Below are 16,409 nucleotides of genomic sequence, written 5' to 3' on the forward strand. Positions count from 1 at the left end.
CTATTTATTTGATGTTTTCAGATAGTATATATTCTACAAATTCTCTGAAAACTCCTTCCCCCCCATCTTTTTTCAAAATGATCTGAACAACTTGTTTTACACATTCGGGGGCACTATTCGGACATGCACTGATTCCTGCATTTTTCAATAATTCGATATCATTTATATCGTCACCTATATATGCAACCTCAGATAGGCTAATTCCTAACTCTTTACATAGGTTTGTTGCTATTCCAAGCTTGTCCTTTGCTCCCTGAAACAGATAATTAATTTTCAGTTTTTCGGCCCGGCGTTTAACAATTTCAGTTTCTTCACCTGTTATTATCCCAACGGGTATGTTTGCCTGATGGCAAAATAGTACACCTGCGCTGTCGTAAGTATGAAATTTTTTCCATTCATTGCCTGTTTGGTCATAATACATTCCTCCATCTGTCCAAACGCCATCGATATCTGTGAGAACAAGTTTTAGCATATTCTTCTATTTTAATGTATTAATTTTACCCGTTTTCGCCCGATATAGCTGATTTGTATATTATCTCGTTGCTGGCAATATCGTTTAGTAGCTTTTTCCCTATCACAGACTCTCTTTGGCTCCATTTAAAGCCATCACCCGGGCTTAGCAAATGAATATCATTTTCGGTAATGATTTCACCTTTCTGCATTGAACGTATAGTTGCAATAGAACGTTCCAGTTTATATTTGCTGGCTTCAACCACAGGCTCTATATACAATTCTTTTTTTCCCATCGACATTTCTGTTATCCTGATGTCCCTAATCATTCTATTGATTCCATCAGGACCTAATGAACCGGCCTGATCAGTACCTTTCATCCGTCTGTCTATTGTAACATGTTTTTCAATCATTTCAGCTCCCATTGCAACGGCAGCAACGGGGGCGGATATGCCTATTGTATGGTCAGAGAATCCGATAGAATATTGTCCATAATATTCTTTAAGGTAAGCGATTGTATTGAGATTCAGGTTCTGCGGGTGTGTCGGATATTGTGATACACAATGAAGAATAGATATGCCTGAATGATATTTAGTAATCACTTCAAGGGCATCATCCAATTCCTTCTTTCCAGCCATACCGGTTGAAAGTATTATTGGGATTTTTGTTTCAGCCATTGCTTGCAACAATGGCAGATTAGTCAAATCGCGGCTTGCAACTTTCAGGTAATCAGGAGTGAAAAGTTTCAGTAGTGATAAACAGCCAATAGAGCAGAGTGTTTCCACAAATTCGAGGTTTCGTTCTTTTGCATATTTGTATACTTCAAAATGCTCCTCGTCTGACAACTCCAATGCAGCACGGTGTTCGCCATATGTTTTTCCGAAAGAGTGGGGGGAATCGTAAATTTTATTCATTTGCGATACGGACAATTCTTCGGATAAGTCTCTTTTTGTTAATTTTACAGCATCCATAGGTTTTAAATCGATACCGAATACATCTTCCCTGACTGGACGAGAAACCAACTCCACAAGAAGTTTGGCAATATCCACCGAGCCATTATGGTTTTGTCCTATTTCGCCTATGATATAAACATGTTTTTTCATTTTTCGTTTAATTTGATTTGCTTCATCATAGAAATTTTGTATTTGGGATTTTTATCCAAAAAGTCTATTATTTCATCAATTCCAATATTTCTATACTTTGAAACTAATATTTTATAGATTTCAGATAAGAGATCAAAATCTTGTTTAGTATCCAGAGTCATTCTTATATCTTTTCTTTCACGAACTTTTTCATTCGGATCCAACAGAAAAATGCTGAATTTATCAGGATTCTCATATATGAAGTTTGTTACATGCTCATGGTAAATAGGAGAAGTTGTTATTTTTTCTATTTTTTCCAAAGTTTGAAGGGTAACAAATTCAGTCCAGAATCCAAAATGAGTTTTAATACTAGGAGTATCTTCAATTTTGAAACTTACATAATCAAAATCTTTTGTTTTTACAAAATTAATAAGACGATCTAATTCTCTTACATCAAGAAACGGGTTATCAGAGCAGACTCTAATTATATTGTTGATGTTGAATTTTCTAGCAGCTTCTATAAAGCGAGATAATACATCTGTTTCACTTCCTCTATATATTAAAACATCTTGTTTTAATGCAATTTCTTCCAGTATATCATTCTCTTTATTTAAAGAGGTTGCTAAGATTATAGGTATGCCTTGAAATTCCTTTTTCAATTTTTCTATTAATAAATCCAAAATAGATTTCTCATTCCAAAACGGTAAGATGATTTTTGATGAAAATCTAGTAGAACTTATCCGTGCTTGAATAATAAAGCTTGTATTTCGAGTCTGATTCATAAATATATTTTTAGAGCCTGTTTAAATTTTACCAAAACATTTTATTATAGTTTTTTTGTTCATTTTCAGTCCCTTTTTATCTGATTTTACCCTTTTTTCAGATTGAATAACCCGCTATTCGCGCTTCAGAAAAGAAAAAATCATTCTAAAAATCGGAACGAATAAAATTTAAACAGGCTCTTACTCTAATAGAAATAATAATACATATTCATAATCAAAGATTTTTTATATTCCATTTAGTCTCAGTATACAAATACCCAGCCCTTGTAGCCCTGATCCCAGCGAAATCTACTATTTCCATTTTCAGGATATACCCAAAATGGTTTGTTTGTCTATTGTCTTCGTTTGTTATACCGACAGAGACAGAATAAGTATCAGGCTTCAATAAAGGCTGCTCTATTGGTATGATGAATTCATATAAACCTTTTTCATGAGGAATATCCATCCCCTTGTTTACATCGTTGATATCATTAAACCATACAAACTGATCACGCATATTCTTGAAATGAAACGTAATTTTTGGAGCGTTGATTCTTTTTCTAAATTCAATTTGCAAGCGCAGGTTAAAGGCTGTGTGTACATCTATAACATTGTCTATTTTATTGCCAGACTCATCAATTAACTCGGCAGCATGTAAAATGATATCTTTATCTTTTTGAGCATTTAAATCGGCAATATAAGAAACAGATGCATCATCATCGATCATATAATCACTAACATATTTGTCTATCGCATCCTCTACATTTCCATTAAAAACAGTATATCCATTCTCTAATATTACTCCTTTATTACAAAGCTTATTAACCGAATTCATATTGTGGCTTACAAATAAAACAGTTCTTCCTTCTCCTGTGGCTACATCTTGCATTTTTCCAATAGCTTTTCTTTGAAATTCGACATCTCCAACTGCTAAAACTTCATCTACGACCATTATCTCAGGGTCTAGATGAGCCGCTATCGCAAAACCCAGACGTACAGTCATTCCTGAGGAATATCTTTTAGACGGGGTGTCTATGTACTTTTCTACTCCGGCAAACTCTATAATTTCATCCAACTTTCGAGTTATTTCAGATTTTGTCATGCCCAAAATAGATCCGTTCATGTATATATTTTCCCGACCTGTAAGTTCGGGATGAAAACCTGTACCTACCTCTAATAAGGATGCAATCCGTCCTTTTGCTTTTATCATCCCTGTCGAAGGAGTAGTCACACGCGATAATAGTTTCAAAAGGGTGGATTTTCCCGCTCCATTTCGTCCTATAATCCCAACTACATCCCCTTGTTCAACTTCAAAATTGATATCTTTCAACGCCCATACATATTGGCTTATAGCTTTAGAACTTCTGTCGTTTACCTCTCCTACTTTCAGGTATGGGTCTTCTTTTCCTCTTACAAGATGCCACCACCGGTTAAGGTCATGGCTGATAGTTCCTGTACCGACCACCCCAAGACGATATTGTTTTGATACGTTTTCAAACTTTATTGCTATATCCGACATTTTTCGTTTTATTTATTATTATACTACATCTATAAAGTTTCTCTCAACTTTATTAAAGATCCCAATCCCGGCAATCAATACAACCACGGTGACGCCAAAGCTATACGCAAGTGAAGCCCACGAGAATTCACCAGTACCCATCGTGGCAAATCTGAAGGTTTCCACAATAGGAGTTAGGGGATTCAATGCAATAATCCACTTGTATTCACTATATCTCTCTGACATTATCGACAAAGGGTATATTATAGGGGTTATATACATCCACAATGAAACCAGAAAGCCAATGAGGATACCCATATCCCTGTATTTTGTTGTCATAGAAGAGATGATGATGCCTGTTCCTATGGCGAAACAAGCTGTCATTAATATCAGAAGAGGGAATAATAATATGTATATATTGGGTGCTATATTTGTCCCTTCAGCATAATGAAAATATAGGTAGATCACTGCAAAAGTAACAACCTGTATAGCCAGTTTCAACATTGTGGATATGGCACCCGAAATAGGTACAACCATCCGGGGGAAATACACTTTGCTGAAGACGCCCGCATTGCCAAGAAATGTACCCTGAGCTCTGCCTAAGCATTCTGCAAAATAGTTCCATATCAAAATTCCCGATAAGTAAAATAAAGGCTGAGGTAAGCCGTCTGTCGGAATATTTGCAATTCCTGCAAAAACAAACATGTACATAATTGTAGTAAACAAAGGTTGAATAATGTACCAGAGAGGGCCTAAAACAGTTTGTTTATATGCTGTTACAATGTCACGATGTATGTACCTCTTTATGAGGTCTCTATACTTCCATACTTCACCGAAGTTCAAAGAGAAGCTGTTATCGCGAGGTTTTATTATTATATCCCAATGCTCTTTTTCAGATTCCATTTATTATGTTTTTGTTTGTGTTCTATTAATCAGCGTGCAAAGATAGTTATTTTTACTCAATTATTTATTAAAATAACTGCCTTTGATTGTGAATATTACCGATAAATAGTTAATAAAAAAAACCTATATGAGTCTTACTCATACAGGCTTCTGTAATCTTTAGCTGTTATAGCTCAGATTATTTCTTTGGAGCAGTAGCAGCAGCAATTGAATCTTCAATAGCTTTAGTAGCAGCAGCGATTGAATCTTCGATAGCTTTAGCTTTAGCAGCAGCTTCTTCAGCAGCTTGAACTGCAGCGATTGAGTCAGCAGTAGCTTTAGCTTTAGCTTCTTCAGCAGCTTTATTACTACATGATGCGAAAGAGATTGCAATAACAGCAACAGCAAATAATACTAATTTTTTCATTTTTTCTTTTCTATTAAAACTTAAACGGTAAATGTATTTGAGTTATTTCTGATAACACGATGCAAAGATATATATATTTCTTTACATGTTGTATAGCATAATTATGTTTTTTTTAGTGTTTTTCTTATTTTCTTCCAAAATTATGCATTTAAGTCTAATTTTGTTGAATAACTATTTAGTTTTCATAGAGATATCTTTTTATGCTTTTTTTAGGAGTTTTCTCAAACTCGCTAGGATATATCTGTATTGCTGTTATGTTTTCGTAACTGGCCAACTGCTTATTCAGGTTGTGCCTGTTTTCTTCCATGATAGCCGGAAGCATTTCCTGTTCTACATGTGCGGCATCCATTGTTTCATAATCCGGATGAGTTAATGCAACCAGCTTCCCGTTCCTTTCTACGACAAGGCTTTCGAGTACAAACGGCATATTATTCAATCGGGCTTCTATCTCCTCCGGAAATATGTTTTGTCCGCTTGGGCCTAACAACATTGTTTTGCTACGACCTCTGATAAATATCCTGTTGTTGCTGTCTATTGTGCCCAGATCGCCTGTTCGGAGCCATCCGTCTTCGGTAAATGCAGCTTTGGTTGCCTCTTCGTTTTTATAGTATCCCATCATTACATTCTCCCCTCTGACCTGTATCTCTCCCACTGTATTGTAAGGATCGTCGGAATCAATCCTTACCTCCATTATATTGTCTAATATTTTACCGCATGAGGTTGGGATAAAGTCATAATTGTGGTCATATGAAATGAGAGGCGCGCATTCGGTCATACCATAACCTACAGTAAACGGAAATTTTATCTTGTGCAGAAAGGCTTCTACTTCTTTGTTCAAAGCGGCTCCTCCTATAATAACCTCATGAAAGTTACCGCCAAGTCCTTCCATCATGCCCTTTCGTATCTTTGAATATATCTGATCTCTTACAATCGGTATTTTCAGAGCCATTTTAATGGCGGGCTTTTCTATTTTTGGAAGTATGGATTTTTTGTATATCTTTTCTATAACCAAGGGTACGGAAATAATCAGATGGGGTTTTATTTCAGCAAAGGCTTCCGCTAGTATTTTTGGAGATGGCGCTTTTCCTAATAAGGTTGTATGAGAGCCTTCGGTAAGGGAGTAAAGAAATTCGAAGGCACAGCCATAGGCATGGGCTAGAGGCAGGAATGATACTATGTTTTGTCCCCTGAATAAAAGTTTCAGATAATGGGCATGTGTGATATTCCCGGCTAGGTTGTTTGCCGAAAGCATTACTCCTTTGCTAAATCCTGTTGTACCTGAAGTGTAATTAATAAGTGCAAGTTCTGAGTTATCTACCTTGGCATATTTTACATCGTCTTTTTTATATCCGTCGGGATATTTCTTTTTCATCTTTTCGTCTAACGAATCGACAATAAGCGATAGTTTTTCGCCTTTCTGTTCATGGAGGCATTTATAACTGCTGTCGTTCACCGAGAAGACCCCTCGTATTTTGGGTAGGTGATCCTCATCGAGAGAATCCCATATCTGACTACTCGAAAATAAGAGGACGGCTTCGGAATGATTTATGATATGCTGCACACTGTCGGCATGAAAATCCTGTAAGATAGGCACTATGATGCCGCCATATGTGATGACAGCCAGGTAAGTAACGCACCAAGGTATATTGTTTTTCCCGATAAGGGCTATTTTGTCACCTTTCTTTATTTGAGCTTCTTCCAGTATAATATGTATACGGGCTATTTCATAAGCTAAGTCTTTGTAATATAATGTTTTTTGTTCTGAATAATCGGATAATCCCTTTAATTCCCAGTTGTTTTTGAAGCTATTGGCGTATAAATCGATCAGGTTCTCTTTAATCATGAAGATTGCTCATTTTAGGTGAATTTGTGCAAAAATAAATAGTCTCCTTATATTCTACAAGTATTTTATCACTAAAATTGCGACAATTGTTGTAATTTTGTACTCTTTTAAATTTCGGGTTCATTCGAATTTGGCTCTATATGATTTAATGCCAGAGGAATGTATGATTTTCACGAGATTTTATCTATATACTAAACAGCCTGATATTTTCTGCTGTTTAATTTATGGTTCTTTGAAGGTTTGGAGAAAAGTAACAAAAGAGAAATTAGTATTTGGTGTTACTTTTACATACGCTTCGCTCCTGTGACCGTTGGTTGTTACTTTTTAGCAAGTAATGAGTCTTAAGTAATAAGTAGTGAGTAAATGGGTACAAGTAGAGAAGGTACGAGATACAAGTTGATGACTGCTAACTGTAAATAGTGTTACCTTTGTTACCTTTTTTGAAAGAGGTACGAGTAGACGGGATACAAAAAAAGCTAACGGCTAATAGCTAAATACTGTTACTTTTGTTACCTTTTAACTATATATTGCAAAATAAGGTTAATTTAATGGAGGTTCTCACAGATTAATAGTTAACATGTAGGTGGCTCATAGTTTGAACCAGTTACTTTGTTTATATAAGATTTTATAGTTTTTTAGATATACAATACTGAAGCTGACAATCGATCTTGTCAGCAAAAAGCTAAATACAATGATAGATAATTCGATATTTGAAAATAAGAAAGCAGCCTATCTCACATTAGGATGTAAATTGAATTTTGCCGAGACTTCCGCTATCGGGAAGCAACTCTCGCAGGTGGGGGTTCGCAGGGCTAGAGAAGGGGAAGTTGCGGAGATATGCGTAATAAATACATGTTCGGTTACCGAGTTTGCCGACAAAAAATGCCGTCAGGCCGTTCGTAAATTGATCAAAGAAAATCCCGGGGCGTATGTTATAGTGACGGGCTGTTATGCCCAGCTTAAGCCTGAGGATATAGCTGGAATTGAGGGTGTTGATATTGTATTGGGTTCGGAGCAGAAGCTCGACGTAGTCGCGTATCTGGATGAGTTGAAGAAGAAAGACAAGGGTGTAGTGCATACATCGAAAACAAATAAAATAAAGTCCTTTGTCCCTTCCTGTTCGCAAGACGACCGTACCCGCTACTTTCTGAAAGTGCAGGACGGGTGCGATTATTTCTGTTCATTTTGTACTATACCTTTTGCACGTGGGCGTAGCCGTAACGGCACTATTGAGAGTATGGTAAAACAGGCGCAGGAAGTGGCAGCAAAAGGAGGAAAGGAAATTGTATTAACTGGAGTGAATATCGGAGACTTCGGGCGTACGACAGGGGAGACATTCTTTGATCTGATAAAGGCTTTAGACGAGGTAGATGGTATTGAACGCTACCGTATATCGTCTATTGAACCTAATTTGCTGACGGATGAGATTATAGATTTTGTGTCAAAATCGAAACGTTTTGCACCGCATTTCCATATTCCGCTGCAATCAGGCTCTGATGCTGTATTGAAGTTGATGCGCCGCCGGTATGACACGTCATTGTTTCGTCACAAAGTGGAGAAAATAAAGGCGATAATGCCTGATGCTTTTATCGGGGTGGATGTAATTGTAGGTACAAGGGGAGAGACGGATGAATACTTCGAGGAGACCAAACAGTTTCTGGAAGGTCTTGATTTTTCCCAGCTTCATGTCTTTACATATTCTGAACGCCCGAATACACAAGCCTTGAAGATAGAGCACGAGGTGGACCCGAAAACAAAACATGCCCGATGCAAAGTCTTACTGGATTTATCGGATAATAAGCTGGAAGCATTTTACCGGTCGCAACAGGGTACGCAGAGAAAAGTCCTGTTTGAGCATGCTCAGCATGATGATAGGATGTACGGATTTACCGAGAATTATGTGAAAATAGAGACGCCATATCAGGCAAGTAAGGCAAATGAAATAAAAATAGTTACCTTAGGAGACTTTAATAAAGTAAAAACAGCACTGGTAGAGAATTAAGAAATGAGCAGACTGTTATATTATATACTATATGTATGGATGTATTTGCATGCCCTATTGCCATTCAGGGTGTTGTATATATTATCCGATATACTTTATTTTTTCGTCTATAAAATAGCCGGTTATCGTTTAAAGGTAGTCAGGCACAATCTGGAAGCCAGCTTTCCGGAGAAGACCAAACATGAAAGATTGACCATAGAGCGGGAGTTCTATCATCACTTTTGTGATTATTTTGTGGAAACATTAAAACTGCTGCATATATCTGATGAAGAAATGCAAAGACGGATGCAATTTAATAATGTGGAACAAATAAAAGAGTTGATGAAAGACGGTAATTCTGCCCTGATGTATCTTGGCCATTATTGCAACTGGGAATGGGTTACATCCATAAATCTTGACTTTAAAGAAGAGGGTAAGGTTTTAGGGGAGATTTATAAACCATTGAAAAATAAAGCGATGGATGAATTGTTTCTCAAAATACGAAGCCGTTTCGGATCTCTTGCCATCTCTAAACAAGATACATTCCGGGTAATTGTAAAACTTCGCAATGAAGGACAACAGACCTTGATCGGTTTTATGGCAGACCAGACACCAGCATGGAGGAATATTCATTACTGGACTCCTTTCCTTAATCAGGATACACCTGTTTTTACCGGAGTAGAGCGTATTGCGAAGCAAACCGGATTTGCGGTTGTCTATCTGGATATGGAGAAAATAAAGAGGGGGTATTATAAAGCTACTGTTCGCCTGATTACAGATAATCCGAGGGAAGAACCCGAAAATAATATTACAGAAACATATATAAGGGCTATGGAAAAAACAATTCTTCGCAATCCGGCTTACTGGCTCTGGACTCATAAGCGTTGGAAACGGACACGCGAAGAAGTGGAAGTAATGCAACAACAAAAATGAAAAAAGTAGCAGTTGTCATTCTTAACTGGAATGGTAAGGTGCTTTTAGAGCAATTCCTGCCCTCCGTGGTACAATATACTACACATGCCAATGTGGAACTAATTGTGGCAGATAATGGTTCTACGGACGATTCTGTAGTATTTCTTCAATCTGTATATCCTCAGGTTACCCGGATCATCTTACCGGAAAATTATGGTTTTGCCGATGGATATAACAAGACCCTGAAAGAAGTGGAGGCTGAATATTATGTCTTGCTCAACTCGGACGTTGAAGTAACCGATGGTTGGCTATTGCCAATAATAGACTATCTGGATAATAATAAAGATATAGTTGCTGCCCAGCCCAAAATACTGGCTCAAAGGAATAAAGCGTGTTTTGAATATGCGGGAGCATCAGGAGGGTTTCTCGATAAATACGGTTATCCTTTTTGCCGTGGACGTATTTTTATGCATGTGGAGGAAGATAGGGCGCAATATGATGAGCCGGTCGATGTGCTTTGGGCTACCGGAGCGTGTCTGTTTATCCGTTCTAAGGATTTTTTCGAAGCCGGAGGCTTTGATGCGTCTTTCTTTGCCCATATGGAGGAAATTGATCTTTGCTGGCGTCTGAATTGCCGGGGAAAGCGAATTGTTTGCCTGCCTTCATCGGTTGTTTATCATGTAGGTGCTGCCACGTTGAAGAAAGAAAGCCCACGCAAGACTTTTCTTAATTTCCGCAACAATCTGATTATGCTCTATAAGAATTTACCGCAAGAGAATTTAAAGAGAGTAATGGTTATACGTCTCATTCTTGATTATATTGCAGCCATTCAATTCACTCTTACAGGTAAATATGCCAATGCAAAAGAGGTTATCCGGGCGCATAGAGACTTTTATGATAACAGGAAACGATATCGTCAGGCACGTTGCGAGAATCTGCAAAAAAAGGTAGCAAGGGAAGTTAAAGTGATTTATCCGAAAAGTATTCTTGCTGCATATTACCTGAAGCGAGTGAGGGCTTTTTCTAAATTGCAGGGTTTTACTGACTTATAATTATTCCGGATATCAGGATTATTTATGTGCGTTTTTTTCGAAGAATCTTTATCTATAGTTGTGAGGGTATAACTTTTATACAGGCTCGCGGTTCTTTGAAAAATTGATATATCATACCATATTGCGAAAAATAACAACTCACCACTATTATATTCTGATATAAAATAGAATATCCACGAGCTTAATTTATTCTAAAAATGATTCCTCTGTTTATTTTTCTTGTATATTTGAATGTTTTTATTTACTGAAATATGAAGAGGGTTTTATCTGTACTATGTTTGCTTTTGCTTCTTTCTGTGTCGGTTAAGTCGCAGGATGAGAAGCCTAAGACGTATATAGATATAGCCGCTATATATGAGGGTGATACTATTGCTGTGGTTCAGCTAAAACCTGTTTATATATTTGGACAAATCAAATTTAAAAACAATAAGGAGAGACAGGAATATTCCAAACTGGTGCGGGATGTGAAAATTGCATATCCTTATGCCAAAACAATAGCATACTCCATCATAGAAACCTACGAATATATGGAGACCTTGCCAACCGAAAAGGCAAAGCAAAAATATCTGGAAGATGTGCAAAAGTATATGATGGCGGAGTATAAGCCTAAGATGAAAAAGATGACCAAGAATCAGGGTAAGATATTGGTAAAGCTTATCGACCGGGAATGTAATACTCCTTCATATAACATTGTAAAAGCTCTTGTCGGCAGTTTCAAAGCGGGAGTATATAACGCTTTTGCGGGGCTTTTTGGCAACAGTCTGAAAACGAAGTATGATCCTAATGATAAGGATGCATCAATAGAAGCTATTGTTATCCAGATAGAGCAGGGGACAATAGATTATAATTACGCCCGTAATTATCACGGATTCAGATAAGACCTCAAATAAGACAAAATAAAAAGAGAGCAAGTTTCCTTACTCTCTTTATCCTTTGAACTTTCGGTTATGAACCTTTTAACCTAAGTAGCTTTTTAGTAATTTGCTTCGTGAGTTTTGACGTAGACGCTTAATTGCTTTTTCCTTGATTTGACGTACACGTTCACGTGTGAGTTGGAATTTATCACCAATTTCTTCCAGGGTCATTTCCTGATATCCGATACCGAAGAACATTTTGATAATTTCACTTTCTCTTTCTGTCAATGTTGATAATGCACGCTCGATTTCTTGTTGTAGCGATTCGTTTATCAACGTACGGTCAGCAATTGGGGCATCGTCATTTACAAGTACATCCAGCAAGCTGTTGTCCTCACCTTCAACAAAAGGTGCGTCCATAGAAATGTGTCGTCCTGAAACTTTCAGCGAATCGGCGATTTTATCAACAGGTATGTCTAATTGCTCGGCAAGCTCTTCTGCAGACGGTTTGCGCTCGTTTTCCTGCTCAAATTTGGAGAAAGCCTTGCTGATTTTGTTCAGCGAGCCCACCTGATTGAGAGGAAGGCGTACGATACGCGATTGTTCTGCTAATGCCTGCAATATAGATTGGCGAATCCACCATACTGCGTAACTGATAAATTTAAACCCTCTGGTTTCGTCGAATTTTTCTGCAGCTTTGATAAGTCCCAGATTTCCCTCATTGATTAAGTCGGGTAAGCTTAACCCCTGATTCTGGTATTGTTTTGCAACAGACACGACAAATCTAAGGTTAGCCCTCGTAAGTTTCTCAAGCGCCGCTCTATCACCTTTTTTTATGGCTTGCGCTAATTCTACTTCTTCTTCGACTGTAATCAGGTCTTCACGACCAATTTCTTGCAAATACTTGTCCAGAGATGCACTCTCACGATTTGTAATTGACTTTGTAATCTTTAACTGCCTCATATATAAGTATATATGTTAAAATGTCCCAAAAATGTTTGCAAATATAGTGAAAATAATGCTATATATGGCTATCTGTTTGGGCTTAAAGTCAGATAGCTTTAGTTAATAATACTCAATTGTTGTTTTTGCTTACTTACTTAAAGTTTATATTCAAGTTATATACAAATAAATAACGCTTAAGCAAGATGTTTAGTTTTTACTTAAGCGTTATTTGATATTTGTTAAGTTAATGTTACTCGCTCAGATCCACAGCATAATATTTTCTAGCTCCGTTAGCAGTTATTCCGGTTATGAATAACGCCTTATCCTGACTATTGGCTGTAGCTGTGATGATGCGTTCCACTTCACTGGCCGAAGATACGGGCTGGTTGTTGATTTTCTGTATAATAAATCCTTTGGCTATACCTTCTTTGTGGAATTTACCACTGTTATCTACACCTGCGACTTCCACACCATAGCTAACGCCTAAAGATTTCTTCTTTTCGGCAGTAAGGTCTTTAAATGCAGCCCCCACACTGGCAATACCGTCTTCTTTTTTCACAACGGAAGTGCTACCCGCACTATTTTTGAGAGTTACATCGAATGTCTTGGTTGAAGTTCCACGCACTACATCTACTTTAACTTTGTCTCCCGGACGGAATCTGTTTACTTGCTCCTGTAACTCGCTTACTGTTTTTACCTTCACACCATTCACTGCTGTGATGACATCGCCTTCTTCTATTCCGGCTTGTTTAGCAGGACTCATATCTGCAAATCCGCCAACATAAGCACCTTCATTTATTTTCAGGTTCTTAGTTTTTTCAGGATCAGCTTCTTTTGCCGCAGCCACTTCGCCTATCTGTACTCCAAGGACAGCACGTTGCACAGTACCATATTCCTTAATGTCAGCCACTACTTTACCGGCAATTGAAATAGGCACGGCAAATCCATATCCGGAAAAGTCACCGGTCTGAGAGTAGATGGCAGTATTGATTCCTATTAGTTCACCATTGGTGTTAACTAATGCACCACCACTGTTTCCCCGGTTGATGGCAGCGTCGGTTTGTATATATGATTGAATACTCATGTCTACTCCACCCCGGTTACCTCCACTTATGTTGCCACGACCTTTGGCGCTGACGATTCCGGCTGTAACTGTAGATGTCAGGTTGAATGGGTTTCCTACTGCCAATACCCACTCTCCAACTTTCAGATTGTCGGAGTTACCAAATGGAATATATGGAAACTCTTTGCCCTCTATCTTCAGTAAAGCTATATCGGTAACAGGGTCTGTTCCTACCAGTTTTGCAGTGTATTTACTGTTGTCGTTCAAGGTAACCTCTATTTCATCGGCCTTGTCAATAACGTGGTTGTTTGTGATTATAAACCCATCGGCAGAGATTATAACACCCGAACCAAAACCGACACTTGGCTGAGGTTGTCCGTAGCCTTGTCCGTCACGGTCACCGAATCCGAAGAAATATTCGAAGGGGTCGATCATTCGCTGACGTCCCTGTCCTTGCGAAGCTTGTGCTTTAACCGTAGACTTGATATGCACCACTGCATGGATCGAATTCTCGGCAGCTTTTGTGAAGTCGGGATAGCCATCGGCAGTCAGACTTGCCAGATGTAATCCTTTCTGATCAAATTCGGTTCCGTAATTATAGGTGTCAGCAGTGCTATACCCTCTTTTGTAATCCATGAAGCTATACATTCCATATGTAGCTCCTATACTCACTAATGCAACCACAACATAGGTTGAAATATTTTTCCAAATTTTTTTCATATGCAAGTATTGTTTTAATTGTTTATTAATTCGTTTATTTTTGTTTCAAATGTAAACACAAAAAGTGTACACTTAGTGCGGCTTAACTCCATTTTTTAACACTTTTAACCGAGATGAAAATCTTTATTGCAATTTTAACAATTCGGTCGGACTTTTTGTCAGTTTAACGTAAATGTTCTAAAGTTAAAGATGACAATCTTTTGAAAAATCGTATCTTTGCGCGCAAAATGTGAATGCGGATTTTTATCTGTCTTTAAAAGCTAATTCATTCAGCTAATGAAATTTTAAATGAAAAAGACTTTACATGCCTTTCTAATATTGATAGCAGTATTACTCATATTATTCCTGTTATCAATAATTTTTATAAAAATAGGCGCCTTTCCCGGAGGAAATCAGTCTTTCAAAGAACTTTTTCAGATAGCATATGCACTGTCAGGGTTAAATTATATTGTTTACTTAAGTATATTAACTTCTTTCATTATTCTTACTATTTGCTGTATACTAAAGATAAATATCTTGTATCCTCATACAGCATCTTTCTGTTCGTACATCGGCAGGGCGATAAAGAGTATATGGAACGATTTGAATGACAGATATGTATTGTTAATATTGCTTCCGCCCCTTATCGCATCCATCTATTTTGCTATTGTATTGCCGATATCATATGACGAGGCACTCACTTATGTTGATTTTACAAATAATCCGATCTTATATTGTATCTCGTCTTATCCCGCTCCGAATAATCATGTTTTTCATTCTATAATAACGCATATAACCAAGCATATTCCGTTTGCGGATATCTTATTCCGTTTGCGGATATCGTCGATTGTGATCTCTATACTGACATGGGCTATTGCTTATTCTTTTATCAAAAGATACTATTCGCGGAAAGTGGCGTTGTTTTCAGTTGCCATTTCGTCTATGTTGTTCATGTCTATTTACTATAGTTATATGTCGAGGGGATATGCTTTGGTAACTTTCTTCTTTGTCATTTCCTTGTATGCTACATTCAATATAATAAAGCATGGCAGTAGAAATAAAGATTGGGCTATATTCTCTATATGCAGTGTTCTTGGTTTTTATGCTGTGCCATCTTACCTCTATCCCTTTATTACTCTGAATTTCATAATCTTATTGTATAACTATAAGGATATAAAACAGCAATTCATATTCAACCTATTTATAATGCTCGCAACATTGCTCTGTTATACACCGATTATATTACATCAGGGTTTTGGAGTGTTGTCTATTACACCGGGTGATCGCATGGGGGTATTGGCTTTGTTTCCGCTTTTCTTCAGGAATACTTTCAGTGAAATTTATGGACTGCATCTTATATACACGTTTATTGCTATCGGCATACCGTTTATAATAGCCCTATTGAAAAAGAAAAAGGAGATACTTAAACTCTGGATCATATTTGGTCTGGCTCCGGTCATACTTTTAGCAATACACTCTGTGATTCCCTTTCCTCGCACATTCATATATTATGGTTTTGTAGTCTTATTCCTGATGGGTATATCTGTTTCGGAATACATAGAGAAAATCTCTGTAAAATGGCTCACTATTATACTTCTCGTGTTACAGGCCGGGCTGTTTTATAACTTCAAAAATAATATTGAGGAATACGAAAGTTTTAATATAGGTTTCCACGATGTAAGTGATAAATTTATTGAAGAAGGCAAAACTTTCTATGTACTCAGTGGACTGAATATCGAGAGCCATAAATTTGAGATGATGCTGAGAGGATACGATTACAGTAAATCAAAGTATGACAGGATATTCATCGATTTTGAAGACTTCAGATTGGTAAATACAGATACTCTCAAAGGTAATTTCGATTACATTGTCATCGACAGGGAATGGGATAGAACAGAGGTAAGGAAACCTGTATATTCCAATAAAACATTGAATGTGTATATAATGAATTGAATGCAGT

14 protein-coding genes are annotated in these 16,409 nt (G+C 37.4%); 5 read left to right on the plus strand and 9 right to left on the minus strand.

What is annotated here, in order from left to right; translation table 11 throughout:
* Positions 1 to 4: 4 nt before the first annotated feature.
* From HMPREF9455_RS00285 to HMPREF9455_RS00315, 7 genes are all read right to left on the minus strand, one after another.
* Positions 5 to 472 (minus strand): KdsC family phosphatase, encoded by a 468-nt coding sequence (locus tag HMPREF9455_RS00285; protein ID WP_006797553.1) that lies wholly within the window; start codon positions 470 to 472, stop codon positions 5 to 7.
* Positions 473 to 497: 25 nt separating this feature from the next.
* Positions 498 to 1,553: an N-acetylneuraminate synthase family protein gene (locus HMPREF9455_RS00290; protein WP_006797554.1), complete on the minus strand. Its 1,056-nt coding sequence runs from the start codon at positions 1,551 to 1,553 to the stop codon at positions 498 to 500.
* Positions 1,550 to 2,314, minus strand: coding sequence for a cytidylyltransferase domain-containing protein (locus tag HMPREF9455_RS00295; RefSeq protein WP_006797555.1), 765 nt, complete (start codon positions 2,312 to 2,314; stop codon positions 1,550 to 1,552). The genes HMPREF9455_RS00290 and HMPREF9455_RS00295 overlap by 4 nt, the downstream gene beginning before the upstream one ends.
* A 214-nt stretch (positions 2,315 to 2,528) precedes the next feature.
* The gene (locus HMPREF9455_RS20910) at positions 2,529 to 3,812 is read right to left on the minus strand and encodes an ABC transporter ATP-binding protein (RefSeq protein WP_006797556.1); all 1,284 of its coding nucleotides are present in this window, start codon (positions 3,810 to 3,812) and stop codon (positions 2,529 to 2,531) included.
* Between the two features lie 18 nt (positions 3,813 to 3,830).
* Positions 3,831 to 4,694 carry an ABC transporter permease gene (locus HMPREF9455_RS00305; protein WP_006797557.1) on the minus strand — a complete coding sequence of 288 codons (864 nt, stop codon included), beginning with the start codon at positions 4,692 to 4,694 and terminating at the stop codon, positions 3,831 to 3,833.
* Positions 4,695 to 4,872: 178 nt separating this feature from the next.
* On the minus strand, positions 4,873 to 5,100 hold the full coding sequence (locus HMPREF9455_RS00310) for a hypothetical protein (protein ID WP_006797558.1): 228 nt from the start codon (positions 5,098 to 5,100) through the stop codon (positions 4,873 to 4,875).
* Positions 5,101 to 5,275: 175 nt separating this feature from the next.
* Complete coding sequence (locus HMPREF9455_RS00315) at positions 5,276 to 6,943, minus strand: AMP-binding protein (protein WP_006797559.1); 1,668 nt, start codon at positions 6,941 to 6,943, stop codon at positions 5,276 to 5,278.
* Positions 6,944 to 7,634: 691 nt separating this feature from the next.
* On the opposite strand from HMPREF9455_RS00315, the gene mtaB reads away from it, so the two are divergent.
* From mtaB to HMPREF9455_RS00335, 4 genes are all read left to right on the plus strand, one after another.
* A complete protein-coding gene (gene mtaB, locus HMPREF9455_RS00320) occupies positions 7,635 to 8,945 on the plus strand; it encodes a tRNA (N(6)-L-threonylcarbamoyladenosine(37)-C(2))-methylthiotransferase MtaB (protein WP_006797560.1) in 1,311 nt (436 codons plus the stop codon).
* A 3-nt stretch (positions 8,946 to 8,948) separates the two neighbouring features.
* A complete protein-coding gene (locus tag HMPREF9455_RS00325; RefSeq protein ID WP_006797561.1) occupies positions 8,949 to 9,857 on the plus strand; it encodes a lysophospholipid acyltransferase family protein in 909 nt (302 codons plus the stop codon).
* A complete protein-coding gene (locus HMPREF9455_RS00330; RefSeq protein WP_006797562.1) occupies positions 9,854 to 10,888 on the plus strand; it encodes a glycosyltransferase family 2 protein in 1,035 nt (344 codons plus the stop codon). Before HMPREF9455_RS00325 ends, HMPREF9455_RS00330 begins: the two co-directional genes overlap by 4 nt.
* Before the next feature lie 251 nt (positions 10,889 to 11,139).
* On the plus strand, positions 11,140 to 11,766 hold the full coding sequence (locus HMPREF9455_RS00335; protein WP_006797563.1) for a DUF4294 domain-containing protein: 627 nt from the start codon (positions 11,140 to 11,142) through the stop codon (positions 11,764 to 11,766).
* Positions 11,767 to 11,844: 78 nt separating this feature from the next.
* Here HMPREF9455_RS00335 and HMPREF9455_RS00340 read toward each other — a convergent pair whose 3' ends face one another.
* Both HMPREF9455_RS00340 and HMPREF9455_RS00345 read right to left on the minus strand, forming a co-directional pair.
* The gene (locus HMPREF9455_RS00340; protein WP_006797564.1) at positions 11,845 to 12,705 is read right to left on the minus strand and encodes a sigma-70 family RNA polymerase sigma factor; all 861 of its coding nucleotides are present in this window, start codon (positions 12,703 to 12,705) and stop codon (positions 11,845 to 11,847) included.
* 232 nt (positions 12,706 to 12,937) lie between these two features.
* A complete protein-coding gene (locus tag HMPREF9455_RS00345; protein ID WP_006797565.1) occupies positions 12,938 to 14,470 on the minus strand; it encodes a Do family serine endopeptidase in 1,533 nt (510 codons plus the stop codon).
* 288 nt (positions 14,471 to 14,758) lie between these two features.
* On the opposite strand from HMPREF9455_RS00345, the gene HMPREF9455_RS00350 reads away from it, so the two are divergent.
* A complete protein-coding gene (locus HMPREF9455_RS00350; RefSeq protein ID WP_006797566.1) occupies positions 14,759 to 16,402 on the plus strand; it encodes a glycosyltransferase family protein in 1,644 nt (547 codons plus the stop codon).
* Positions 16,403 to 16,409: the final 7 nt, after the last annotated feature.

Source organism: Dysgonomonas gadei ATCC BAA-286 (assembly GCF_000213555.1).
GTDB lineage: Bacteria > Bacteroidota > Bacteroidia > Bacteroidales > Dysgonomonadaceae > Dysgonomonas > Dysgonomonas gadei.